This window comes from uncultured Zhongshania sp. (assembly GCF_963975605.1).
GTDB lineage: Bacteria > Pseudomonadota > Gammaproteobacteria > Pseudomonadales > Spongiibacteraceae > Spongiibacter > Spongiibacter aquimaris.
In genome coordinates this window covers 390380-415263 of sequence record NZ_CAXBHN010000001.1, presented here as the reverse complement: position 1 = coordinate 415263, position 24884 = coordinate 390380, and the positions used below count along the sequence as shown (strand labels likewise).

Below are 24884 nucleotides of genomic sequence, written 5' to 3'. Positions count from 1 at the left end.
CTAGACCAGCAAGCATGATGCTTGGATGTGCTCCGCTTACAACTGATTCACCGGAGAGCGATCAGCTCCGTGTGTTTAAAATCAGCCTGTGAGTGACGGTTATCACCTGGCCCAGTTGGGTTAAGCACAGGCCTTTTGAGCCTGCGAACACCCGAATACAGGGTTAATTCCATCGCTCAAGGTCTGGTTTACAGACTTTGAGCGATGGAAATTCTCACAGCTTTTCAACCATAAATCAACTAAATGTAACTATTTATTATATGAATAAATTATTAAAACATCATCATAGAATCTATCAAAAACAACGGCTTACGCCCAATGTCACAGCAACACCCCGTCACTCAAAGCGATAAAACGGCAGTGCTTCTTTAAATTGTGCAGGCTCACCACTAGGCTTGCCCTTTGGCTGTGATTGCGGCCACTTACCGGCGTTATAGACCAAAAGTGCGCGTTGTGCCGCGCCCAGATCCCGCTGAGTGACCGCCAACCAATCTGCATAGCTCAAATCAGTTAAGGCCTGAACCAATAAATCTCGACTATTAAATTTCAGGTAGTCATCCAATAAATCCTGCCAGTGACGACTGGCCGCATCCCATAAATTTTCAGGCTGCTCTGCAAGGCGCAGCAACAATCCCGCTTTATGCTTTTCAAAACTAGCTTCATCAACCCCGGTCTTCAGCCACTGCTGAATATAGGCGTTGATCTCAGCCTGCACCGATGCGGGATCCATTACCGGCGACTGCACTAAAAAGATCATCCCCGCCACTTCTCGCTGGGGATAAACGCTGGCGCTCACCACATAACCTAACTGCTTTTGAGTGCGCAGTTGATGATAAAAATCCGCGCTCAACATTTGCGCACTCAGGCCCATTGCCACCCTCGCCTGCAGACCTTTTACTGCGCTCTGAACATAGAGCAGTACCGCGCTATCATCGTGTTCAGCGTCGATTTCCCGCACGACCGTACCCACCGGAAGATGACTTATAAACTGCGACGGAGAACGCCTTTCCGTTACCGTCGGCAACGTCGTGGTCACTACCTCTGCCAACGACCTGGCGTCGTCTTCACTAAAGTTGCCGTCGACCATCATCCGCAAATGCAACTGCCCCATCACTGCCTGCGCATGATCAGCAACTGCCGCCATCGTCGCGGCTTTGGTTGCGGCTTCGTGGGCCTTTAATCCAGGGTTTTCAAGATTCAACATCCGCGGTAATTCAGCCACAACTTGTTGATACGGTGATTGGCGCGCCGCATTCTCAAACTGGCGCAGGCGCTGCGCTTTTAAGCGCTCAAAACGATCTTGCTGCCATTCTGGCTTTTTCAATACCGCCAGCAATTCGCGCAGCAGCTCACCCTGCTTTTGATTGAAGCCACCCACGCTGATTTGAATTCCGCGCCAGCCTACCGACACGTCAAAATCCAGGCCCGCCAATTGCGCCGGGTAGGCAAGTTCATTGAGCTGGTCTTTCACCATCCGCAGCCACAAATCACTTTTCGCACGCCGATCAGCATCGGCGACCACCTCCTCGGATTCAAGCAGCAGATACACTCTGCCCTTTGGCAACTCAAAAATATCGTCGGTGTTTAACCACAACTCCAGCGGTGCATCGGCGAGCAGTTTGGGGCTTGCCGAACCATCACCTTTTTTGAGCGCAAAGTCAGAAGCAATAAAATTGTTCTTAGCGGGCAAATCTAATCCCTTTGTACTCACGGGTATCAGGGCAGTCAACTGCTCCGCTGTCACCTCCCGCACACCGTAATTAACTTGATAGCGGGGAATTTCAATATCTGCATTTACGCCTGGTGCAACCAGACTAATAAAACTATTTTCCGGCGTCATTTCAGCCAAAAACTCTGCAAGTAACTCAGGACGATACTCATCCATTAAGTATGGGCCGCGCAATAACTCTTGCGCTGGATAGCGCTGCAAACCCATAGACAACTGCACAACTTCGTTAATTGCGGCAGGCTGTGCTCGAAACATAAACTCCTGCATCGCCAACCCTGCTTGCTCCTCAAAACGCCAAGCCTCCACGCCCTTAAGACGCAACTCAGCAATGCTTTGATATACCAAACCGACAATCTCATCGACATGCTTTTGCCCGGACACCGTCAAGGCCACATCGACACCAAACAGCGCGCCCCCCTGATAATCAAAACTCTGCCCTGCGCTTAAGCTGTCAGCCCAGCCCCGCGCTTTTAGAACGGACAGCAAACTACCGCTGCCTTCGTGGCCAAGAATATTACCAATGTAGTTAAGTGGCTTGTTGTGCCAGTATTTTTCCGCGTCTGGCACCGGGAAATTTATGGATAGCGAACGACGATTTTGCACCGGCTGAATATTCACCCAACGCGGCAAATCACCCGCCGTGAAAAGTGGCTCTGTAATCGGCGCAAGATGCCGGCTGCGATTTTTAACATCGCTAAACTTTGGCAGCACCATCGCCTCTAGCTCGTCGAGTGACTCCCTACCTATCACCGTCAAGGTCATAATATTGGCGGAATAATTCTTGCGATAAAATTCGAGCAGCTGTTCCCGCAGTGCAAGCTCGTTGGTACTCTGCAAGGTATCGAGATTGCCGACAGAAAATTTTGCAAAGGGATGGGCTTGATTGACTTGCGCTTTGAATACCGACAATTCTCGACGTGCGTCATCGCGGATCCGGGCTCGGTACTCAGAGTTCACCGCATTGACTTCACGCTGCACGTACTCTGCATTGAACAAGGGCGCCACAAAAAATTGTGCAAATTGATCCAGCGCTGGCGCTAAAGAATCGGCACTGATATCAAAAAAGTAATTGGTGTGTTCAAAACTAGTAAAGGCATTGTGACTGCCTCCGTGGGCAGTGATAAACGCCTGATAGGCGCCAGCTTCTGGGTATTTTTCAGTACCCAAAAACAACATATGCTCTAAAAAGTGGGCTAAACCTTGATAATTTCTGGGGTCTTGGCGACTCCCCACATTGACGTCTAGCGATGCCGCCGCCTTATCTGCACCGGCATCGGAAATCAGCATCACTTTTAGACCGTTCTCAAGCTCCGCGTAGCGGTATTCCCGTTGATCGCTGGCCGGTTTTAAAACCGCGCTACTATCACTTTTTTCAGCCAGCCAGTCGGAACCCAATCCACTGCAAGCCGCCAACAGAAAAACAAATACCAACACACCAAGAGATTTCAAATATTTCACAAACGGTCCTTAAAATTGTTTACGCTTTCGACGCCCTACGCGAATCACAGCCCAAGCCCTGTCTCGCTTACTCACTCACTGATAGCTCGCTAACATCCGGCTCCGGAATCTTTGGTCGCGGCCAAGCGTATAAAATCGCCTTCACCAAGGTGGCCAAGGGGATCGCAAAAAACACACCCCACATACCCCAAATTCCACCAAATACCAGCACCGAGACTATGATCGCGACCGGATGCATATTCACTGCCTCAGAAAATAGCAGTGGTACTAATACATTGCCATCTAGCGCTTGGATCACGCTGTAGACAATAAACAGGGTCAAAAACTCCCCGCCCCAACCCCATTGAATGAAACCGACCAACAACACCGGCAAAGTCACCACCGCCGCACCGATATAGGGAATCACAACGGAAAGCCCCACGGCGAGCGCCAGCAAGGCGGAGTAATTCAAGCCAATTACGACAAATGCGATATAAGAAACAGACCCGACAATGACAATTTCGATTGCTTTGCCGCGCACATAGTTTGCAACTTGAACATTCATCTCGGCCCAAACCGCGTTCAACAGAGGGCGCCGATACGGCAGAAAACTCGACAGCCAAGCGAGAATTGTTGCCTTATCTTTCAGAAAGAAAAACACCAGAATTGGAATAAGTATGATGTTAATCATCAAGCCGACAACATTAGGCAGCTGCGCGATCGAAAAGCTTAGCAAGTATTGCCCTACCGACCCCAGCTCCTTGCTTGCAAGGGCCATCCAGTCTCGAATTTGTTGCTCGGTGAACATCTCTGAGCGCTGGGGAAGCAACAATAATAACTGCTGCAATTTACGCAGCATGGTGGGTAATTCCTGGAATAAATTAGTTAGCTGCTGCCAAACCAACGGTAATAACACCACCAGCACGCCAAAGAAAACGCCCACAAAAACAAGATAGGTAATGGTGATGGTAAGCCAGTGGGACACGCCCATACTGCTAAGACGCGCAATAATTCCCTGCATCATAAATGCCAGCACAATACTGGCAACAATAGGCACTAGCACATTACCGAGAGTCAGCATCAGCAGTAGACAAGCGACAATTAACAGCAGTAAGACCACGGTTTCTTCTTCTGCAAACAGGCGATCAAACCATGAACGAACAATACCCAGCATGACTGAGGTTCCTATAAGATTAGTGATGTAAATCGGGCAGTGTTACTTCTTTTCAAATAGATAGCGATAGGTGCCGTCGTTATCCTCGCTTAGTAATAAGGTATTGCCACTTTGCTTGGCAAACACCTCAAAATCGCGCACAGAACCAGCATCCGTTGCTAAAACCTCTAGCACTTCTCCGCTAGCCATGCGATTAAGCGCTTGCTTTGCTTTTAATAAGGGCAGCGGGCACTCTAGGCCCATGGCGTCCAAAAAGACATTTATATCAGTCATAATTCCGTGGCATAACACAATAAAAGGCTAGTATAGCCTGCGATGGTGGCAGTCCCAAGCAAGGGCCTGTTCACACTAATTCGATTGTCACTGTTGTGACTAAAAAAGCGTCAATCTAGGAGCGAGGAAAGCAGTTTGGTGACTCCAAATAAACGACGAGCAACGCGGAGTGTCGCTTTTTTAGCCACAACCCGAAGGGCTGGTGCCATTTTTGCCCCCAGCATTGTTGTACCCAAAGCATTCGCTACACTCATGGGGCAGGCTCTCAATCACTTGTTTAGAATGACTAAACGGCGCGACTGCCGCCCGGGCGGCGCTCCGCTAGCTGGAAGCAAAAATGACCGCCAGCAGTGATAATCGAATTAGTGTGAACAGGCCCTAACACTTTTCGTAATTAATAGGGTCATAGGCTACGCGCTCTTGTATGATGAATAAGTGCCCCAGATTCCGCGATGTAAGGTATATAAGATTGACAGTGTTTAAACATCTACTCGGTATTGGCCTGTTGCTATGCGCAAGCTTTAGCACAGCTGATTACAACTCCTCAGATAATCTACCTGACCTAGGAGACGTTACCGCATCGCGCTATTCCGCCCAGCAAGAGCACGACTTGGGCAGGATGTGGCTGAAAATGTTCCGCAGTCGCGTAAAAACCGTTGATGACCCCCTGATGCAGGACTATATCGAGTCACTGCTATACAAACTGGTATCTAACAGCGAACTCAAAGATCGGCGCCTCGAAACCGTCGTGGTAGATAACCCGACGATCAACGCCTTTGCCGTGCCCGGCGGCGTAATCGGCGTTCACAGCGGTTTATTCCTGAACACCGACAATGAGGCCCAGCTTGCCGGGGTGCTCGCCCACGAAATCGCTCACATCAGTCAACGCCACTTTACTCGCTCGCTAGACAAATCTGCGCAAAGTACTATTCCCACTTTAGCGGGGCTACTGGCCGGCGTAGTACTCGCCGCCACCGCCGGTGCCGATGCCGGCATAGCTGCCATCACCGCAACCCAGGCCGCCGCCCTCGACAGCCAGCTGCGCTTTAGTCGGCAAAATGAACAAGAGGCGGATCGCCTCGGCATGGAAACCTTGGCCAAGTCGGGTATGGATCCCAACGCGGTGCCCGCGATGTTCGAAAACATGGGTAAAAACCTGCGGTATGCGCGCTCCAAGCCACCGGAGTTTCTGCTCACCCACCCCCTCACGGACAGCCGTGTCAGCGACAGTAAAAACCGCGCCCGCCAGTATCCGCGCAAGGTATATACCGACAACCTCAATTATCAGCTGATGAAAATGCGCGCCACGCTATTTCATAGCAATAATGCCGAGGATCTACTTAAAAACTGGTCTGGGACGAATAGTGTTAACGGCGAGGCCCATCGCTACGGGGTAGTCATCGCCCTGATCAAACTAGAGCGCTGGGATGAGGCGGCACAAAAACTCGCCCCCTTACTCGAGGACGATGGCCAGCGAATCGCCTACCGCATTGCCGAGGCCGATATTCTTATCGGTAAAAAGGAGTATGACAAAGCGATTGCCATGCTGAGTAATCAACTGGCTATTACGCCGGGCAACAACCCTTACACCATGGAGTTAGCGCAGGTATTTCAAGAGGCCAACCGCTACAACGAAGCTGACATTCTACTCAGTAGGCAGTCGCAGGAGCGACCTGACGATCCCAATCTATGGTATCAACTGGCAGAGGTCCGCGGCTTAGCCGGCAATATTTTGGGTGTCCACCTCGCCCGCGCCGAGTACTTTATTCTTGTCGGCCAATTTGAGCGCGCCAAACAGCAATTGCGCTATGGCTATGAGCGCACTGGCAACAATCATATTGAGCAAAGCCGAATTCGCCAGCGACTAAAAGACATAGCTGATATGGAAGAAAAACTGAAGCGACTATAGGGCACCTTTATTAAATACTGCAAAACAAATACAAAAACGCCGCTATTTCAGCGGCGTTTTTTTTGGACATGACTTTATGCTATCAACGCTTACCCGCTGCAAAATCCAACATGCGTGTCAGTGGTTTCATAGCCTGCACGCCAAGTTCTGGGTCAACAAACACTTCATTTGAGCCGCTTTCAAGAACCGCCGCCAAATTATCAAGTGCATTCATTGCCATCCAAGGGCAATTTGCGCAGCTCCGACAAGTCGCGCCACTGCCCGCTGTAGGCGCAATGATAAATTCCTTATCTGGCACCAACTGCTGAAGCTTATAAAAAATGCCCTGATCGGTAGCTACTATCATTTGCTTATTAGGTAGGTCGCGCGCCGCATTAATAATCTGGGTGGTGGAACCAACCATATCGGCCAAGGCGACAACGCTAGCGGGTGATTCAGGGTGCACTAACACCGCTGCATCGGGGTACACCTTTTTAAGATCGAGAATACCCTGTGCTTTAAATTCTTCGTGGACAATACAGGCGCCATCCCACAACAACACGTCGGCCCCTGTTTCGCGGCGAACGTAGTCACCGAGATGCTTGTCAGGCGCCCATAGAATTTTCTCACCCTCACCGTCCAAGTAGTCAACCACATCTAAAGCAATACTTGAGGTAACAACCCAATCAGCGCGCGCTTTTACCGCTGCCGAGGTATTGGCGTACACAACCACGGTACGGTCAGGGTGCTCATCGCAAAAAGCAGAAAACTCGTCGATAGGGCAACCAATATCCAGGGAGCACGTTGCCTCCAGAGTTGGCATCAGCACGCGCTTTTCCGGCGACAAAATTTTTGCCGTCTCGCCCATAAATTTAACACCGGCAACCACCAGCGTCGCGGCCGCGTGGTCTCGTCCAAAACGCGCCATTTCTAAAGAGTCAGACACACAGCCACCGGTTTCTTCGGCCAGCGCCTGGATTTCAGGGTCGGTGTAATAATGAGCAACAAGCACCGCATTTCGCTCAATCAACAGGCGCTTAATTTTTTCACGCAAGGCCGCCCGCTCTTCTGCGGGCACCTTGGGCTGCTCATGCAACTGCGCCAAATGTTCGCGAACCACTTGTTGCGCTGAAGCTTGTTCCGCCATAACTCTATCTCTTTGTCACGGATACTGGGTCGCGAAGTTTAACAGAATTGCTTTAAGCAAGCCCAGCAAATGGCCGCTAGATAGACCACAGCGGCACGAAGATTTTTGTACTGTTCAATATTCACACAAGCCAAGAAAACCTATAAGCACCGCCCAAAGAACGAATAAATTACAAAAAACCCATAAAAATCAATATATTGAAATCGAAAAAGAATAGCAGAACACATGAGCACGACAGCAAAAAACTTAGTGCACGACTGTTGACAAACTCCTCTCGCAGCCTTATTGTGCACACATGTTCACTAATTGATTTTACCAACACTGTGAGTGGCCTAACACAAGCCCCCAGTAAAAGGAGAGAATATGAGCCTTGCCACCAATACAACATCCCGCAGTGCTTGGCGCCGTATTATTGACACGCCACTGATCAATGCGCTTGCTGCACCCCACGGTATCGGCCGCTATTTAGAAGTGATCAATCCAATGTGGTCGCTGGACAAAACCCGCATACCCGCCCGAGTTAGCGCTATAACGGCAGAAACCCACGACACGGTAAGCATCGAGTTATCACCTAATGGCGAGTGGACCCACTTCCTGCCTGGCCAGTTTGTACAGGTTTATATCGAGATCGATGGTCGCCTTCACAGTCGCAGTTATTCGCTTAGCAATAGCGCCTACCACCAAAAACCGCGTATTACGGTCAAGGCACACGATGATGGCTTTGTATCTAAATACATTAATAGCGAATTACGCGTAGGTGATCGCATTAGTATATCGCCCGCAGCGGGGGACTTTGTGCTGCCCGCTGACATTCCCGCTGCACTGCTATTTATTGCAGCAGGCAGTGGTATCACTCCAATGATGGCGATGCTAGAAACTCTATTTGAGCACGGCCACAGCGGCGCCATCACCCTGCTTTACTACAGTCGCAATAGTGCGGACTGCATATTCCGCAAGCGCTTAGAAGAGCTGGCGCAACGCCATGAAAACTTCTCACTGCTACTGGTGTATAGCTCTGCACCCAGCCAGCAAGCATTGCATGGACACTTCAATCAACACCACTTACTCAATGCGCTAAGCACCAACAATGGTCTTGCTGATCACACTGGCTCAATTTCGCTACCACTGACTTACGTTTGTGGCCCGGAGGCATTAATCGATCAGGTCAGCGCCGAATTCGAGCTGTTATCTCAGGGTGACAAGCTACACAGCGAGCGTTTCAAGCCAGCTAATCGCTCTTTGAACACAGATGATATCAGCGGCAGCATCGCGTTTAGACAGAGCCAATTCGCCATTGAAAACGATGGCAGCACATTATTAGAACAGGCCGAAAGCGCCGGTTTAAGCCCGCAGTCTGGCTGTCGCATGGGCATATGCCACACCTGCACCTGCTTAAAAACCAGCGGCACAGTGCGCAATATTAATAGCGGTGAAATCAGCCGGGGCGAAGAGCATATCAGACTGTGTATTTCGCAGGCGGTGGGCGATGTCACTCTTTCGCTGTAACAACTAAATCACACTTAACACAACTTACAAAGGGCCAAAGCCATGGGTAAAATCGCACTTAATGCAGAACAACTCGCCAACTTTGGCGAGGAAATAGACGCGATAAAACAGACCGCGCTATTGCAGCGCGGCGCACGTGACGCACGCTATATAAAACGAGTAGTGGCATTTCAACGCGCACTCGCTATCGCGTCGCGAATTAGTATTTATGCCGCACTGCCATTTCTACCGTCGCTGGGTCTTTCACTTGCCAGCTGGCCACTGTTTTGGACGCTAATCTGCGCTGGTAGCATCGGTCTTGGTATCGCTAAAATTCTCGACAATATGGAAATTGGTCACAATATTATTCACGGTCAATACGACTGGATGGGCGACCCCCGTTTCCACTCCAAACACTATGACTGGGATACCAACTGCCCAAGTGAGCAGTGGGCCCACTCGCATAACTATGAACACCACACTTACACCAATGTACTGGGTAAAGATCGCGATATCGGCTATGGCATTTTACGCATGGACAAGGCGCAGCATTGGCACCCCGCTTACTTAGCCAACCCCATTTTTGCAACACTGCTAATGTTATTCTTTGATATGGGCGTTGCACTTCACGATGTAGAGATGGACAGTCTGCGCACAGGTAAGCGATCGTTTAAAGAAACCTGGCCAAAACTCAAGCAGTCACTGCGCAAAACTGCGCGTATCTGGGGCAAGGACTTCATTTTGTTTCCCGCACTCGCAGGCCCATTATTTCCGGTGGTCATGGCGGCCAACGCGGTAGCCAATCTAATTCGTAATATCTGGAGCTTTACCATTATATTCTGCGGGCACTTCCCCGCCGAAGTGCAGACGTTTCCGGCGTCGGTTTGCGAGAACGAAACCAAAGGGCACTGGTACTACCGTCAACTGCTCGGTTCAGCCAATATAGAAGGCGGCAAAATCTTCCATATTATGAGTGGCAATCTATCTCACCAGATTGAGCATCATCTGTTCCCAGATGTACCTGCGCACCGCTATGCGGAGCTGTCGGTGGCTGTTCGCGAAGTGTGCGATAGATACGGCATCCCCTATAACACCGGACCGCTGTGGAGTCAGTACGCATCCGTGTGGGCTAAAATATTCACCCTAGCACTACCAAGCCGACACACTGGCAACACCCTCCCAGCTTGATCAATAGGCGAGCCTTGTACAGTCCCCGCTGGTCACATCCAGCTGGGGCTTGTAAACTTAGGCCCACGTCCGATAGATCACCGATGACCGTCGCAACAACGCGACAAGGAACTCGATGGTGATGACACAACTCTCAACCACGAGTTACACGTATTATGAGTCGTCCTCAAAAGCGCCATCGCAGCCACAGTGATACGCTAATCAACACTCGCCAAGCCTTGCTCGAAGCGGTGTTAGAACTGATAAACCGGGACAAAAGTTTCGATGGCATTAGTCTGCGTGAAGTAACCCGCGAAGTGGGTATCACTCCCGGCGCCTTCTATCGGCACTTTCCAGACATGGACAGTCTCGGTTTAGAGTTAGTTACTTCCTCGTTTAGCACCCTTCGCACTATGTTGATCACGGTGCGCGCCAACCCCATTCCCGAAGAATTAATTATCCGTCGCTCCGTTGAAACCTTTGTCACCTATGTTCGCGCTCACCGGCGTCAGTTTCAGTTTATTAGTCGAGAAGCTTTTGGTGGTGTTGCGGTTATTCGCAATGCCATCAACGACGAATTCAAACAACTCGAGATCGAACTCGCTAGCGACTTAGCCAGGCTTGTTAGCAGCGATGACTGGAGCGAAGACGACTTGCAAATGCTCGCCAGCCTAATGATTGGCTCAATGATCCAAATCGTGACGCAGCAGCTCATGGGCAGACCACGCGGCGAAGACGACGCCGAGATCATTCAAAAGGCAGAAAAACAGCTGCGTCTCATCGCCCTAGGCGCAAATGCGTGGCATAGCTCAGGAGCGAAAAATGACGCTTGATCAAGATCCGCAAATTTTAATCGATGCGGTGAATCAGGTCATGCCATTTGGAAAATACCAAGGAAGGAAACTGCTAGAACTACCGGAACCCTATTTAGTGTGGTTTCACAAACAGGGCTTTCCGGCAGGTAAATTAGGCGATCAGCTGGCACTGATGTATGAGATAAAACTCAATGGCCTCGAAAATATGCTAAGGCCATTGCTGCGTTAATGTCGCAAGGCTTACAAACCCAACAGCGGCGTATTTAACAAAGGAATTTGCGGAATGATAGTTAGGCCTGGGGAAATAATCGTACCGCCACCCACAATATAATCTACCGTCGTCATTGGGCTATCCACCAACACATCAAATATAGGTATCAACTGACCTTTCAAAGGGCCACCCAAACCGATTAGTGTGTCTATCGGGGTTTCACCACTCAACAAAATATCTGAGCCCGCCAAAAATAATGCGGTGCCATTTTCAAGTCCAGGCGGTAGTAATCCCAAGTCGCCAATTGGCGCATAGAGCGGCGCCAAGGGACCGGTGCGCAGTGATAGCAAGCCAGCCAACTCCGCCTGAGCTAACACGCGATCGCTCATCGTAAAAAGGGATGCAGCGAGTATCGACACGGCGATGACAGATTTAGAAAAGTCATTTTTTAATTTCATATTCCATTCCTTTTTATTCTATAAATTAAAAAAGCGGAGGACACGCCGTCACACATCCTCCGCAAGGGTGATTGCGACCGATTAGAACAGGGTGTCAAAATCCCATTTTAATTTAAGTCCGTAGGTCCGTGGTGGCGCTAACGTTACGGTGCGACCGAAGTCTTGTTGCACCATAGCCTGGGTATAATCTTTGTCTTTGGCGTTATTCACAAAGGCCGTCAACTGTAAACCCAGTGGATCGTAAAAATATGACACGCGACCGGCCCAGGTTTCGTACTGATCTTGTTCAAAATGCGGCGACGCTTGTGGTGTCGTGTTGTAGCCACCGTTGTAATAGTAGTCCACACCAAACTCCAGGTTACCGAAATCACCCATACTCAAGAACTGGTTAGCGGATACACTAGAACTAAAACGCGGCGTCCGAACAATCCGATTGCCACTAAAGTCACGAGCTGGATCACCCGTCAAACTGTCGTCACCAAAATACAGACCAGTATCATCGTCAAAGCCCGCACCATTTTGATAATCGGTATAGAAGGCATCTAAATAGGTTGCCCCGCCGCTGAATACCAAACCGGGATTTAAGTCAGCCATCGGCTGCCACTGAAAATCGATTTCAGCACCTTCTATCTCTGCCGTGCCTGCATTTTTAAAGCTAACAATCCCGCCCGAAGGAATGGCAACCAAAGCCGTTAACAGACCTTCAATTTTGGTTTTAAAAATCGCACCGTTAAGTCGTAGCGAGCTGTCAAACAAATCCGATTTAAAGCCTAGCTCAAACGCGGTCGCCTCCTCTTCTTCAACCGGATCTGGATCCGTAAAGAAGTTTACAATATTGTAGGTGGGGCTTTTATAACCGCGCTGTGCCGATGCAAATATCTGCAAGTTTTCAGTTGGGAAAAGCTGAAGTGCAATACGCGGCGAAACCGTTTCAGCCTCAAGATCCGGCGCGGTAAAGTCAGAAATCCGTTGATTCTGCGAGCGATCACCTGAGCGGTAGTACTCATTCGGTGGATCGCCAGCGGTCGGCAACACCACATCCAAGTAGCTATTGGTAATACCGCGCACTTCCTCCTGGTAACGCACACCCGCCGTGACATTAAACCAGTCGGTGGTAAACCACGTTGCCTGTGCGTAAGCGGAGTTGGATTCAGTAGTCAAAATACCGCCATTACCCAAAACAATATCTGGCGTAGTATTTAAAATTGGCCCCAAAATCGGCGCCAAAATACTCGGCAAACCGGCCAGTGATGCGGCAACACCAACAGGATTAAGTGTCAGATATAAGCTGCCAAAGCCACCCTCACCTTCTAAGCGGTACAAACCAGCAACCCATTGCAGATCCTCAGACAGCCAAGTGTCTTCATTAGATAAGACCTGCAATTCATAAGTTTTCTGATCATTGAACTGATCAGCACTATAGAAATACGCTTCGGCTTGCTCTGTTGAATCAAGATCGTAATGCGCCTCGTCAACAATGGCGTAGTTTTCAGAGTATATGAATTTCACATCGACTGGACCGGGATGCCATTCAAAAATACCACCGTATAACTCATTCATAGTTGAGTTACCGCCAAGGTCGTTATTGCGCCAAACACGATCTCGTTCGTCAGCCTCCACGCCAGCTAATAGCACAGGAGCAGGACGGGTGTTCTCCTGAGACAGAGAGTTACTGGTAAATTGATTGCCATAGGAGGCAATTAAGGTCATAGAAAAACTATCTAATGGATCCCAGCGCATTTTGACTCGCGCGCCTTCAGCAAACTCGTCCTTCATCGGTCCCGGCTCACCAAACACCTCATTGCGACCATATAAGTCTTGCGAGCTATTAAATAATGAGACAGTAAGACCTAAGCTATCGGTCACCGGCAATCCCAAATAAAGCTGACTAGCTTTGGCATTGTAATTACCCACTTCTGTCTTCAAGTAGCCTGTAAATTCTTCTGGTGGATCTTCTGTAATAATACTGATGGCACCACCCGTCGCATTTCGACCAAACAGCGTTCCCTGGGGACCCTTCAACACTTCAACTCGCTTTACTGCGCCCAAAGTATCTTGCTTACCCTGACTGGGACCTATGTTTATTCCATCAATATAAGTCGCAATGCTGGGGTCGGCGTTAGGTAGAAAGGCATCAGTACCAATGCCGCGCAAATAGATAACGGTGTAACCATAGGCGTAAGTGAATGTCAGGCCCGGTGTGATTTTTTGAAGATCAGCAGTTGAATCGACGCCCATTGCGTCTAATTTCTCACCGCTGAATGCACTGATCATAATAGGGATATCTTGCGAGTCTTCCTCACGCTTCTGAGCCGTGACCATCACTTCTTCGATCAGTCGGCTACCCTGACCGGCCGCCGAGGCCGACACCGGAATGGCCATTGCCGTGCTACCACCGATAGCCAATGCCATCATTCGATAAAGGTAATTCATGATTTACACACCATTATTATCTACTTATATTAAACAGCGATGCAGGTTCTATTTCGACCTACTTTTCACTACCACTTCCAGATTCACACTTGATTTAGGTTTGCCTTATTAATGTCATGCTGAACATCGCTGCCGCAGCAAAATCTGCCAGCGCAAATACCAGCAATGCGGGAGATACACCCTGCATATAGCCAAACAGCAGCCACCCACCAGCAAACAATTTCACCAGCATACTAATGAGTACAAGATCCCTGCTGTCTGGGATTCGTAGCCTCAATAAAGAAAAGCCTAAACCCAATACACCAGCAACACCTACAAAAGTATTTAACGCTGTTTTTGCTGATCCAACATAGAAATCGGTATCACCAAAAGACAATATCAAGGTGATCACATACTCGTTTAGACATGGGATTGCTAGGAGCAAAAACAGCCCCACGTCCGACACGTAGAAACTGCGATGATTAGGCAACATTGTTGGTAAACGCCTTGTACGCGACTGTGGTATTCATAAAGTCGCGGAACCACAGCCATTTACCATCTTTGCAAGTGATGACGTGTACAAACGGCGATTTAATTTCATTGCCGTTAGTTTTAGTCGTCAAGCGCAGATGCCCAACAACAATGACTTTATCGTTTTCACAAATGAATTCGTCCGCTTCGAATACATGAATATCAACCGATGAAAGCACTGTTGTAAAAAATTCGCGACATTCGACTAGACCCTTATAATCTCCAGCATAGGGGATTTCACTAGGCCCATAGAATTCTATGTGGGCGTCGTCATGCAGCAACTCAACTATACCGTCTACATCATGACTACCAAATCGAAAAAATACTTCCTTGGTTAAAGCCAAGTTAGCTTCTTCAAGTTTTTTTACTTCAGCATCACTCATTATTATTCCCCTATTCTGCCTGAGCTATTGTGATTTTTAAGGTATTCAGTGTTTCTTTAGTACTTAGTTGACATAGAAGGCGACTGCCGCTTTTAACATGCAATAAACCGTCTAGTACGTCTCGCTCATTCTCATCACAATCCGATAAATACTTCGCATCACTATCGTCAGTGTAAATATGGCATGTTGCACAAGAACAACAGCCGCCACACAAAGCATCTATTTTCATTTCATCGCCAAGCTGAGTGAAAAGGTCGGAAAATCCATCCACACTATACTCAGCTACCTCACCGGCTCTATCCGTTACTATTACCTGCACAAAAAACGCCTTACGTCCGTTAATGAAGTTTGATTAGCTCCGCGTTGCGACTAGCTCGACAGGCAAAGTAGAAAAGCCATAAGCAAGCAAACCACCTGATTGGCGTTTTGAATTACTAATACTTCCTTTAATGCCGTCGCATTTATCAAGAACAACATTCAACATAATTTCGGCCTCAACACGCGCCAAAGGTGCACCTAGACAATGGTGAATGCCTCGCCCAAAGGTGACGTGTTTGGCAATATTTTTACGGCCAATAATGAATTTTTCTGGTTCAGGAAATACACTTTCATCATGATTAGCCGCGGCCATGAAAAACGCGATCCAATCACCAGCTTTAATAGCTTGGCCAGAAATTTCACAATCTTGAAGAACAAGGCGGAATAAGCGCTGTGGAGGTCCATCACGACGCAAGCACTCTTCCATAAATGGCCGAATCAAACTGCGATCTTCTTTTAACTTTGAAAACCAATCAGCATCTTCGAGCATGACACCCATCAAATTACCTATGAAATAGGTGGTTGTTTCAGCACCAGCAACCACTAAGGTAATACAAAACAGGACGACTTCTTCCTTAGATAAAGTATCACCTTCGAATTCTGCATTGATAAACGCAGTCATGAGGTCATCGGAGACTTCAATGCCCGCTTCAATATCAGCGTAACGTTTTTCTACTGCAGCCACGAAATAGTGAAAAAGCTCGACATTACAAGATTGACGCTCATCCGAGGTGAAGTCTGACGACACCATAAATGCGTTAGCCCAGCGTACAAGAAGCTTATAATCTTCCGGTGGCAGCCCCATAAGATAGGTCATAACCAAGGCGGGAATAACGCCCGCCACGTCGACCATAAAATCAATTTCAGTATTGAGAGATCGATCTACAATTTTATTAACATCTAAACGCAATCGCTCCACAATATTGTCGTGGATACGTTTCGGCGTGAACGCCATTTTCGCTAAATTTCTTAGTGCTGTATGACGAGGGCGGTCGTGATTCACCAACATCAAACTGGGCGCGCTAGAGTTAGCCTGCATGGGATCTTCGGACGAAAATATCTCAGGGTTACGCAAGACATAGTCGACATCTTCGTAGCGTGTCACCACCCATGCAGGATACGGCGTATCAACACCAGGTACGGTCCCTGGAGGATAATCCAGCAGACCATTTACCGGCGCGTGATTTCGCAACTGTTTGTAAACCGGATACGGATTACTTATGCATTCAGGTGACAACATATTTTTTACGAGGAGTTCGATCTCTGTGTCTGTATTGCTCATAGCGTTATTATTCATATCTTCCTCATTAATTTGTTAACCATTCTGAACACATCCGAATACGGAGGTGTAACAAAGCCCGACACATCCATAAATCCGGATTTATAAACAGCTCTGCTATTTGAAAATTCCTTAAAGCCGTATTCCCCGCGATATTTACCCATACCACTACCGCCCACACCGCCAAAGGGAAGATCGTCATTCGCGTACTGGAAAATCACATCGTTTTTCACCAAACCACCGGAGCTGGTTTCGCAGGCAACACGTCTAAACTCAGCTTCGCTGCTACCAAAGTAATAAATAACCAAAGGGTGTGACGACTGATTGATATAAGAAATCTGTTCTGACAGATCGCCAATGGTTTTTATAAGTAATACCGGACCAAATATCTCGCCGGTATTAATTGCCGCGTCATTTGATGGGTCTATCACCACAGTAAGCTGGTAGTTCGATTGATTAAGTCCAGCAAAACGAACAACTTTACCGCCTTTACCCTCGCCCTCAGCAACTAGATTCTCTAAACGCTGGCGATGACGATCATTAACAATCGATACCGAGTCCGTCGAACCTTGAGAAGAATCGGTATTCTCAACAGCTGCTTTCAGCTGGGTCAGAAACGCATCTAGTCTTTCTTGTGCGATCAAAAGGTAATCAGGTGCAATGCAAATTTGCCCAGCGTTAAAATACTTGCCGAAGGCAACGCGTTTTGCAGCTAACTTTAAATCCGCTGAGCTGCTGACTATCACCGGCGACTTGCCGCCTAACTCCAGAGTTAGTGGTACAAGATTCTCGGCGGCGTCGCGCATAATATACTTAGCTACCGTTTCGCCACCGGTGTAAATAATGTGGTCAAATGGCAACTTTACGAACGCTTGAGCCACATCTACATCACCACAGGCCACTGACACTTCATCGTCAGCAAAATACTGAGCTATTAACTTCTCTAGCAATGCCGACGTCGCAGGCGTAATTTCTGAAGGCTTTATAAATGCGCGATTCCCGGCCGCCAATACCGAGATTAGTGGCGAAAGCGCCAAATTTATTGGGAAGTTCCATGGACTAACAATACCCACTACCCCCTTGGGGAACGACTCGACATAGGTCTTTGCGCCGCTCATCCTTAAGCTCAGATCCGGCGTGCGGCGCTCGGCCTTCATCCAGAACTTCAAATTCTTTAATGCGTGGTTTGCAGCCTTAATGGTGGTGGTGATATCCGCAAACGAACTTTGATCTGCTGAGCGGTAACCAAAATCTTGCGACAGAGCCTCACACCATGCCGCCTCGTGTTCGGACAACATGGCTTTAACGCGACGCAAACGATCCAAACGCGTTGCAAGCGACGGAAAACGCTCCAAGTGATAGCCAACACGCAGCGCTTTGAATTGAGATTCTAAGTTAGTACCACTCACATCGATAACCTATGCCAACTCGTTATTGTTTGGCGCAAGAATAACGATACGAAGAAATAGTGTCAATAGGAAACTGTTTCTATTATGTTATGATGTCGAAATTCAAATATCTTGACACAAGCGCTAATCGACCCTAAATTCACATATAAATCAGTATATTGGGAAAGAAATTGAGTAAGCCCTGGAAAAAACACGACGATGTGCCCGTCAACCAAGAAACGGCACCAAAAATGTTTTTGGACTATTTTTACCCCATTCACTTTTCTATTGGGATGAAAATAGAGGCCGGATTAATGGAGTGCGGGCGTCTTGATCGCCACCAAACCGTTATCATGTGGATTCTTCGGTCCGAGACCATGCGCAGTGGAGAGCGCGCAATTAGTCGAAAAGATATTGTCCGATTAATGACGAATTGGTATGACATTACCAGCAGCAGTGTTTCCAAGGCGCTGCGCGCGCTGTCCAAATCACCATTGAATTACATAGAGATTGAAGAAGACCCCAATTCCGGTAGAGAGAAATTAATTACGCTCACCCCAAATGGCGAGCAACATTGCAAAGAAATGATTGCCAGCGCCTGCAGTGTTATTAAACGTATTACAGAAAATTTCTCGGACGATGAAAATAAAATGGGTGTCTATATGTTTATGCGTATGGACGATGAGTTTTCAAAAATCAGGGGCTGATATTATTCGCCCTCGTGCCTGCCCGTGAATACGCCTGTTGACGACTTTATCGCGCCGCTTTGCGCCGATGAGATCGACATCCTCTATCAAGATGAACATATCTTGCTGCTTAACAAGCCAAGTGGCTTGCTAAGCCTTTCTGGAAAAAACCCATTAAATAAAGATTCGGTTCACTACCGCATGGTTCAACTATTCCCCAGTATCACCTTAGCCCACCGTTTAGATTTTGGTACATCGGGCATTATGGTTTTAGCGCTAAACAAAGACGCCAACGCCAATCTGACTAGACAGTTTCAAAACCGTAGCGTCAAGAAAACCTATATTAGTGAATTACTCGGCCATATAGAGGACGATGAGGGAATCATCAATGCTGCAATAGCGAAGGATCCAGAAAAATTTCCCGTATTAAAGCTCTGTGAAAAAAGCGGCAAAGGCGCGCAAAGTCATTTTAAAGTCATTGCGCGCCTGACGAGCCCAATACGTAGTCGTGTACTTTTCAAACCGTTAACAGGGCGAACTCACCAACTAAGAATCCACAGTCTTGCCATTGGCCATCCCATTTTGGGATGCGATTTATACCACCGCGAAAACTCGACACAACTAGCGCCGAGATTACTGCTGCATGCAGCGTCAATCGAATTTGACCATCCAGCGACGGGACAGCGAATGTCAGTGAATTGCCCGTGTCCGTTTTAATATGTTCGCGCCATTATCGTAAAAATGACTAAAACTGATCGTCATAGATATGACTACAAAAATCAAAAACAAGTTTAAGCAAATAGCCGCGAGTATAAAGTGTATCTCATCAGACAATATGAAAAGTCTAAATCCTAGCCAATACCCAGTATAGCCTCACCCGATTAAAGTATATTATCTAGGATAACTACTATTTATAGTTTATAAAAAATAATAAAGGCGTTGATCATGCAAGAAACGTTTACTTTTTGTCGGATCTGCGAGGCTGCGTGTGGCCTAAAAATCCATATTGATGAAAAGGGCGACATATCTGAAATCAAGCCCAATACCGAGCATGTCGCCTCGGCTGGCTACGCCTGCCTAAAAGGCTTAAAGGCAAACGAATTTCGAGATTCACCGGATCGCATCACTTCGCCAATGAAGCGCGTCAACGGCAAACTAGAGGCCATAAGCTGGGAGCAGGCCTTAACGGAAATCGGTGGCAAACTTAGGGAGATAGTTCAGCGAGATGGCGGCGACGCCCTCGGCATGTATATCGGCAACCCTATTAGCATGAGTTTTTTGCCACCCATTCTTTCAAATGCGTTTATCAAGTCCTTTGGATCAAGCAAGCTCTATCACACTGGCTCGCAAGACTGTAATAACAAATTTGTCGTCTCAGAGCGCATGTATGGCAGCGCACATATCCAGCCCTTTCCCGATATAGACAACTGTAAATTTTTTATTGCCGTCGGCTCAAACCCGCTTATTTCAAAAATGTCGTTTATCAATTTTCCGCATTCAAGAAAGCGTTTAGAGGCAATGATCGCCAACGGTGGGCGGATAATATGGCTCAATCCGCGCCGCACAGAAACCGCAAAATCGATTGGCGAACATCAATTTATTCGACCCAATACAGACGTCTACTTTATGCTGAGTTTTCTACATGTATTGATAGAAATCGGCGCCATTAACCGCCGCTCAATAAACGCCGCCTGCGAAGGTTGGGAAAGCGTGGAAACGCTGGTCAATGACTGGCCACCGGAGCGCAGCGCCGCAGTGACCGGCATCCCAGCAACAACCATTAGAGAGTGGGCCGCGGCATTTAAAAGCGCCGATGGCGCAAGCATATACAGTTCCACAGGTGTAAATCAGGGCAGCCACGGCTCACTCACATTCTGGCTACAGGAAGTCATCAATGTCGTTTCCGGCAACTTAGATCGACGTGGCGGCAGTTTAGTCGGCAAGGGGATTATCGACGTGGCTCGCTACGACCGCTTTGATCCGCAAATACCCAAGCAAACATTCCGCCTCGCGGATATTCCCCTGGTAATGGGAACCGTGCCCGCTGGCGTATTAGCCGACGACATTCTCACCCCCGGCAAAGGGCAATTAAAAGCGTTTATCTGTACCTCGGGAAACCCAATACTGAGCTGCGCGAATAGCGAGCGTCTGCGAGGTGCGCTACAAGAGCTTGAGCTACTAGTGGCGATAGATTTAGTGGAAAGTGAAACCGCGCGCCATGCACACTATCTGCTGCCCGGCAGTCATTGGCTTGAACGCCCCGATATGCCCTTTGCATTTATTTCAATGCTGGGCACAAGTCCCAATATTTTTCATCAGTACACCGACCCCGTCCTCCCATTAAAGGGAGAATCGCGCGATGAGATCAGTATTTTCTTAGATTTGTGTAGAAAAAGCGGCTTTCCCTTTGGCGGCTCAAAATTACTGCAATTTGCAATCAACTGCGGCCACCTGGGAAGAAAGCTTCCGTATATTGGCAAAAAACTACCTGATTTCAGCACCGTTGTTTTAGCGATCGTCAATCGGGTATCGGGCTTTGGTAGCCTGAACAAAATGCGCCGCCAGCCCCACGGTGTACTGCGAAAAAACCGCGAAATTGGCAGTTTTATTAAAGGGGGAATTCTCACGCCGACGGCAAAAATAAATTTAGCACCGCCGGAATTTCTTGCGATGAGTCGCGCTCTTCACGATAAATTTGAGTCAGAAATACAAGACAACAGCAAACTCAAGCTCATAAGTAAGCGCGATCGCTACAGTCACAACAGCTGGACTTTCAATCATCCCAGCTTTGTCAAAGGCAGTCGTAACCGAAATTATCTATATATGAACAGCGAAGATGCGCAGCGCCGCGATCTGCAAGAAGATCAATGGGTGAACGTGTTCAATGCTCAAGGGCGGCTGCGAGTACAGCTCGCTATCAGCAACGACATGATGCCGGGGGCAGTGGCCATGACCCACGGCTGGGGCCAGCAAGACGCCAGCAGTCTTGCGGTTGCCTCGCAGGCCAAGGGCGCTAACGTCAATATTCTCGCCAGCGACGGCCCCGCTAATATCGAGAAAATATCTGGCATGGTTCAATTCAATGGCATTTTGGTCGAGGTTGAAGCTGCTAGCGAATTAGCGACCGCCAATTAATGCTAGTAAGCATTGCAACGCAATACGACCTTGCCACTAATGTCTGCGCTATCTATACGCCGATGCACATCTTGGGCATGTTCCAGATCGACCACCGCGTCGATCTGAGGATGCAAGCGCCCCTGTTTCAGCAAAGAAAATAACTCACCCACATCATCTTTAAACTGTTGCGGATATTTCTTACGCCGAGTTTGAATATTATAAAATTCACTTTTCTTTCCGTCGGGAATTAAGCGCCAGCCAAATAGCAACTTAAAGAAGCCCCACAATAAGGAAGGTACCTTTTCTTCACCGGTGGTCAATTGCAATGCGCCGAAACCTATCAACAAGCCACCGCGTTTCAGGCAGCCATACGACCTGGACCAGCTCTTACCGCCGATGGTATCAAACACCACATCAACTCCCTGACCACCCGTCAGGCGCGCGATCTCGGCAACAAAATCATCCCTTCGATAGTCTATCGGTTCTGCGCCAAAGGCGCGCACGGTGTCGTGTTTGGCCTTGGATGCCGTGCCGTACATAGTCAGCCCCCGCAGGCGACCAAGTTCGAGCAACGCCGTGCCCACCGCCCCTGCAGCGGCATGCACTAAACAGGTCGATCCCGCAGGTAGCTCTTTTATACGCGTTAGCATTTGGTAGGCGGTGGTATAAGATAAAATCATCGCCACTGCCTCGGCGGGGTCCAAACCTGCTGGCGCGGCAACCAGTGAATCGCTAGACACACAAAGATATTGCGTATAGCCGCCGATTACCGGCATATCGGCGACATACTGGCCTACTTCAAAATCAACAACCCCTTCACCCAAGGCGTCCACCACCCCAAACCAGTCATAGCCCAGGGTGAAAGGCGGCTTATCTTTGACATCATAATACTGCCCACGCCGAATAATGGTGTCGGTAAATCCGGTTCCCGCCGTGAGCACTTTCACTCTTACTTCGCCGCGCGCGGGCAGCGGTAGTGAATCTTCGACGCACACTGCCAACACGTCTGGGCCGCCAAACTCCGTAATCTCAATACGGTTATACGAGGTTTCGCTATTCATAACGCGCTACCTGACGATCGAACGCATCGATAATACCTTGATGGCGCATCATCAAAATCTCGCGGAAATCGCTATGAGGAATAATATAAAACTCTTCATCTAACACCGCATCTAAAACGCGCCGCCCAATTTCCTCAGGGGAAAGGCCCGACTTCACATCGGGAGCAGCCACTTTGTGCGCTTTGTCATGACTCAAGTTAGATGGGCGCAAGGCCGACGAACTGGTGATTAAATTGGTATTGACCAAACCCGGACACAAAACCGACACGCCCACACCGCTCTCGACAGATTCTAATAATAGCGATTCCGACAACCCCACAATCGCAAACTTTGTTGTGCAGTAAAGCCCTTCCGGGGGGCCCGAGACCAAGCCGCCCATGGAAGAGGTGTTCACTATATGACCCGTGCCCTGCGCTATCATATCGGGAAGAAACACATTAACGCCGTTAATGACACCGTAGAGATTTACATCAATTAAATATCGCCAGTCGCGAATATCCGCCTCTGCCATGTGCGCCCCAACCCAGACCCCCGCGTTATTACACAGCAGGTGGACTGCGCCGAAGTGCGAGATAGCGGCATCGCGAAGCCGTCTTACTGATTCGATATCACTGACGTCCACGTCGACGGCAATCGCATCCACACCTTTTGCATAAAGCTCATCAACCACTAGCTGCGCGTTTGCAATATTAATATCGGCAACCGCCACCGACATCCCGTGATCTGCAGCGGCGTGCGCAATTGCCTTGCCAATACCAGAACCTGCGCCAGTAACAACGGCGACTTTACCCATAAGATCTTTCATACTAATTCCCAGCACTGCGTGTTTAATTCTATGAATGCGATCAGGTTTAACTAAAGGGATATTCCTCTGGGCCGCGCAACGGTTTCGCCTCCCCCGCCGCAATACCGTCAAACCGCTGCGCTATCGCTGCGCGACTCCCCTCTGGGTGTGGCAGGATATAAAACTCACGGCGCTCAATCGCCTCAAACACCTGTTCCGCCACTCGGTCTGGCGACAAGGTATGCGCGAAAAATTCGCTAGCTGCTTCGGCAAGGGCGGCTTGCTCACGGTGATAATGTTCATCGTGTTGAAGACTGGCCGGCAGTGGGCGATTGCGCTCAGCGGCGTATATTTTAGTGTTTACAAAAGAAGGACAAATGATTGACACGCCAACGCGGCTATTGCGTTTGCGCAAGTCGGCAACTAATACCTCCGACAACGCAACCACCGCGTGTTTACTCACCGTATAGGGGCCGGTGTCGGCAGCTGACACTAATCCCGCCACCGAGGCGGTATTAATAATATAGCCCGAATCCCGCTCCACCATGGCGGCGGTAAAAGCGTTGACACCGTTGATAACACCCCATAAATTCACCCCGAGCACCCACTCCCAGTAGGCTTTATCCTGCTCCCAAATGGCGCCAGAACCACCTACACCAGCGTTATTAAACAGCAAATCCAGGTGGGCAAATTCGGCGAATACCGCCGCTGCCATCGCGTCCATTTGCTCTGCATCTGATACGTCAACGGTAAAGCAACGGATTATTTGCGAAGCGACTAATTCCGCCTCCAATAGCGTTTTAGCCTGTTCTAATGCTGCGGCTTCAATATCCACCAAGACTAAATGCATACCACGCTGCGCAGCGACCTTCGCGAGTGCGAAGCCAATCCCGCTGCCAGCACCGGTAATAAGCGCTACTTGATTTGTTAAATCCAACACTAGCTTCGCTCCGCGAGAACTTTGCTTAGGTATTGGCTAGCAAAACTCTCAGCCAACATGCCGCGGTCGCCGCTCACTATCGACATCCCCGCTAGGATCAAAGAAATTCTTAACCCTGCAAACCAGCGCTCTAGACTTTGCTCTACTTGCTTAGGGTCACTTAACTTTGGCGTCGATCTGAGTTCATCCATTTAAATCTCT

The 24884-nt window shown here is 48.7% G+C and carries 23 protein-coding genes; 8 read left to right on the top strand and 15 right to left on the bottom strand.

Annotated elements, in window-relative coordinates; all coding sequences use genetic code 11:
• Nucleotides 1–337: 337 nt before the first annotated feature.
• The 3 genes from AAC007_RS01785 to AAC007_RS01775 all read right to left on the bottom strand — a co-directional run bounded on the left by AAC007_RS01785 (nt 338) and on the right by AAC007_RS01775 (nt 4613).
• A complete protein-coding gene (locus tag AAC007_RS01785) occupies nt 338–3187 on the bottom strand; it encodes an insulinase family protein (RefSeq protein WP_339674384.1) in 2850 nt (949 codons plus the stop codon).
• 67 nt (nt 3188–3254) lie between these two features.
• A complete protein-coding gene (locus tag AAC007_RS01780) occupies nt 3255–4340 on the bottom strand; it encodes an AI-2E family transporter (protein ID WP_219044699.1) in 1086 nt (361 codons plus the stop codon).
• Nucleotides 4341–4382: 42 nt separating this feature from the next.
• Complete coding sequence (locus AAC007_RS01775; protein WP_339674383.1) at nt 4383–4613, bottom strand: sulfurtransferase TusA family protein; 231 nt, start codon at nt 4611–4613, stop codon at nt 4383–4385.
• 475 nt (nt 4614–5088) lie between these two features.
• On the opposite strand from AAC007_RS01775, the gene AAC007_RS01770 reads away from it, so the two are divergent.
• Nucleotides 5089–6522 carry a M48 family metalloprotease gene (locus AAC007_RS01770; RefSeq protein ID WP_295877776.1) on the top strand — a complete coding sequence of 478 codons (1434 nt, stop codon included), beginning with the start codon at nt 5089–5091 and terminating at the stop codon, nt 6520–6522.
• Nucleotides 6523–6604: 82 nt separating this feature from the next.
• On the opposite strand, the gene nadA is transcribed toward AAC007_RS01770, so the two are convergent.
• On the bottom strand, nt 6605–7648 hold the full coding sequence (gene nadA / locus AAC007_RS01765; protein ID WP_295877768.1) for a quinolinate synthase NadA: 1044 nt from the start codon (nt 7646–7648) through the stop codon (nt 6605–6607).
• Between the two features lie 363 nt (nt 7649–8011).
• On the opposite strand from nadA, the gene AAC007_RS01760 reads away from it, so the two are divergent.
• From AAC007_RS01760 to AAC007_RS01745, 4 genes are all read left to right on the top strand, one after another.
• A complete protein-coding gene (locus tag AAC007_RS01760) occupies nt 8012–9154 on the top strand; it encodes a ferredoxin reductase (RefSeq protein WP_339674381.1) in 1143 nt (380 codons plus the stop codon).
• A 42-nt stretch (nt 9155–9196) separates the two neighbouring features.
• Complete coding sequence (locus AAC007_RS01755; RefSeq protein WP_339674379.1) at nt 9197–10321, top strand: acyl-CoA desaturase; 1125 nt, start codon at nt 9197–9199, stop codon at nt 10319–10321.
• A 155-nt stretch (nt 10322–10476) separates the two neighbouring features.
• Complete coding sequence (locus AAC007_RS01750; RefSeq protein WP_219044693.1) at nt 10477–11133, top strand: TetR family transcriptional regulator; 657 nt, start codon at nt 10477–10479, stop codon at nt 11131–11133.
• Complete coding sequence (locus tag AAC007_RS01745; protein WP_219044692.1) at nt 11123–11344, top strand: DUF3820 family protein; 222 nt, start codon at nt 11123–11125, stop codon at nt 11342–11344. The genes AAC007_RS01750 and AAC007_RS01745 overlap by 11 nt, the downstream gene beginning before the upstream one ends.
• A gap of 11 nt (nt 11345–11355) precedes the next feature.
• On the opposite strand, the gene AAC007_RS01740 is transcribed toward AAC007_RS01745, so the two are convergent.
• The 7 genes from AAC007_RS01740 to AAC007_RS01710 all read right to left on the bottom strand — a co-directional run bounded on the left by AAC007_RS01740 (nt 11356) and on the right by AAC007_RS01710 (nt 18116).
• Nucleotides 11356–11784: a hypothetical protein gene (locus tag AAC007_RS01740; protein WP_339674373.1), complete on the bottom strand. Its 429-nt coding sequence runs from the start codon at nt 11782–11784 to the stop codon at nt 11356–11358.
• An 81-nt stretch (nt 11785–11865) separates the two neighbouring features.
• Nucleotides 11866–14217 (bottom strand): TonB-dependent receptor, encoded by a 2352-nt coding sequence (locus tag AAC007_RS01735; protein WP_339674371.1) that lies wholly within the window; start codon nt 14215–14217, stop codon nt 11866–11868.
• Between the two features lie 94 nt (nt 14218–14311).
• Complete coding sequence (locus AAC007_RS01730) at nt 14312–14653, bottom strand: hypothetical protein (RefSeq protein WP_339674368.1); 342 nt, start codon at nt 14651–14653, stop codon at nt 14312–14314.
• A gap of 25 nt (nt 14654–14678) precedes the next feature.
• Nucleotides 14679–15110, bottom strand: a complete 432-nt coding sequence (locus AAC007_RS01725; RefSeq protein ID WP_296434435.1) for a nuclear transport factor 2 family protein — start codon at nt 15108–15110, stop codon at nt 14679–14681.
• Nucleotides 15111–15120: 10 nt separating this feature from the next.
• Nucleotides 15121–15429 (bottom strand): hypothetical protein, encoded by a 309-nt coding sequence (locus AAC007_RS01720; RefSeq protein ID WP_296434436.1) that lies wholly within the window; start codon nt 15427–15429, stop codon nt 15121–15123.
• Between the two features lie 33 nt (nt 15430–15462).
• Entirely contained in the window at nt 15463–16725 is a 1263-nt protein-coding gene (locus AAC007_RS01715; RefSeq protein WP_339674365.1) for a cytochrome P450, read from the bottom strand.
• Nucleotides 16722–18116: an aldehyde dehydrogenase family protein gene (locus AAC007_RS01710; protein ID WP_339674363.1), complete on the bottom strand. Its 1395-nt coding sequence runs from the start codon at nt 18114–18116 to the stop codon at nt 16722–16724. Before AAC007_RS01710 ends, AAC007_RS01715 begins: the two co-directional genes overlap by 4 nt.
• Nucleotides 18117–18286: 170 nt before the next feature.
• Between AAC007_RS01710 and AAC007_RS01705 the strand changes: the two genes are divergently transcribed.
• The 3 genes from AAC007_RS01705 to AAC007_RS01695 all read left to right on the top strand — a co-directional run bounded on the left by AAC007_RS01705 (nt 18287) and on the right by AAC007_RS01695 (nt 21916).
• Nucleotides 18287–18802: a winged helix DNA-binding protein gene (locus AAC007_RS01705; RefSeq protein ID WP_339674361.1), complete on the top strand. Its 516-nt coding sequence runs from the start codon at nt 18287–18289 to the stop codon at nt 18800–18802.
• A gap of 24 nt (nt 18803–18826) precedes the next feature.
• Nucleotides 18827–19498: a pseudouridine synthase gene (locus AAC007_RS01700; protein WP_339674358.1), complete on the top strand. Its 672-nt coding sequence runs from the start codon at nt 18827–18829 to the stop codon at nt 19496–19498.
• Nucleotides 19499–19726: 228 nt separating this feature from the next.
• The gene (locus AAC007_RS01695) at nt 19727–21916 is read left to right on the top strand and encodes a molybdopterin-dependent oxidoreductase (protein WP_339674356.1); all 2190 of its coding nucleotides are present in this window, start codon (nt 19727–19729) and stop codon (nt 21914–21916) included.
• Between the two features lie 2 nt (nt 21917–21918).
• Here AAC007_RS01695 and AAC007_RS01690 read toward each other — a convergent pair whose 3' ends face one another.
• From AAC007_RS01690 to AAC007_RS01675, 4 genes are read right to left on the bottom strand one after another with little or no spacing between them, the layout of a single operon-like run.
• Nucleotides 21919–22959 (bottom strand): medium chain dehydrogenase/reductase family protein, encoded by a 1041-nt coding sequence (locus AAC007_RS01690; protein WP_339674354.1) that lies wholly within the window; start codon nt 22957–22959, stop codon nt 21919–21921.
• On the bottom strand, nt 22952–23764 hold the full coding sequence (locus AAC007_RS01685; protein ID WP_339674352.1) for an SDR family NAD(P)-dependent oxidoreductase: 813 nt from the start codon (nt 23762–23764) through the stop codon (nt 22952–22954). The genes AAC007_RS01690 and AAC007_RS01685 overlap by 8 nt, the downstream gene beginning before the upstream one ends.
• Nucleotides 23765–23810: 46 nt before the next feature.
• The gene (locus AAC007_RS01680) at nt 23811–24683 is read right to left on the bottom strand and encodes an SDR family NAD(P)-dependent oxidoreductase (protein WP_339674350.1); all 873 of its coding nucleotides are present in this window, start codon (nt 24681–24683) and stop codon (nt 23811–23813) included.
• Nucleotides 24683–24874: a hypothetical protein gene (locus AAC007_RS01675; RefSeq protein ID WP_295877961.1), complete on the bottom strand. Its 192-nt coding sequence runs from the start codon at nt 24872–24874 to the stop codon at nt 24683–24685. The genes AAC007_RS01680 and AAC007_RS01675 overlap by 1 nt, the downstream gene beginning before the upstream one ends.
• Nucleotides 24875–24884 lie beyond the last annotated feature (10 nt).

Bases quoted from the DNA above. Each gene is read 5' to 3' on its own strand.
- AAC007_RS01780 (WP_219044699.1), bottom strand. From the start codon at position 4,340: ATGCTGGGTATTGTTCGTTCATGGTTTGATCGCCTGTTTGCAGAAGAA.
- AAC007_RS01775 (WP_339674383.1), bottom strand. From the start codon at position 4,613: ATGACTGATATAAATGTCTTTTTGGACGCCATGGGCCTAGAGTGCCCG.
- nadA (WP_295877768.1), bottom strand. From the start codon at position 7,648: ATGGCGGAACAAGCTTCAGCGCAACAAGTGGTTCGCGAACATTTGGCG.
- AAC007_RS01760 (WP_339674381.1), top strand. From the start codon at position 8,012: ATGAGCCTTGCCACCAATACAACATCCCGCAGTGCTTGGCGCCGTATT.
- AAC007_RS01755 (WP_339674379.1), top strand. From the start codon at position 9,197: ATGGGTAAAATCGCACTTAATGCAGAACAACTCGCCAACTTTGGCGAG.
- AAC007_RS01750 (WP_219044693.1), top strand. From the start codon at position 10,477: ATGAGTCGTCCTCAAAAGCGCCATCGCAGCCACAGTGATACGCTAATC.
- AAC007_RS01745 (WP_219044692.1), top strand. From the start codon at position 11,123: ATGACGCTTGATCAAGATCCGCAAATTTTAATCGATGCGGTGAATCAG.
- AAC007_RS01740 (WP_339674373.1), bottom strand. From the start codon at position 11,784: ATGAAATTAAAAAATGACTTTTCTAAATCTGTCATCGCCGTGTCGATA.
- AAC007_RS01735 (WP_339674371.1), bottom strand. From the start codon at position 14,217: ATGAATTACCTTTATCGAATGATGGCATTGGCTATCGGTGGTAGCACG.
- AAC007_RS01725 (WP_296434435.1), bottom strand. From the start codon at position 15,110: ATGAGTGATGCTGAAGTAAAAAAACTTGAAGAAGCTAACTTGGCTTTA.
- AAC007_RS01715 (WP_339674365.1), bottom strand. From the start codon at position 16,725: ATGAATAATAACGCTATGAGCAATACAGACACAGAGATCGAACTCCTC.
- AAC007_RS01695 (WP_339674356.1), top strand. From the start codon at position 19,727: ATGCAAGAAACGTTTACTTTTTGTCGGATCTGCGAGGCTGCGTGTGGC.
- AAC007_RS01690 (WP_339674354.1), bottom strand. From the start codon at position 22,959: ATGAATAGCGAAACCTCGTATAACCGTATTGAGATTACGGAGTTTGGC.
- AAC007_RS01685 (WP_339674352.1), bottom strand. From the start codon at position 23,764: ATGAAAGATCTTATGGGTAAAGTCGCCGTTGTTACTGGCGCAGGTTCT.
- AAC007_RS01675 (WP_295877961.1), bottom strand. From the start codon at position 24,874: ATGGATGAACTCAGATCGACGCCAAAGTTAAGTGACCCTAAGCAAGTA.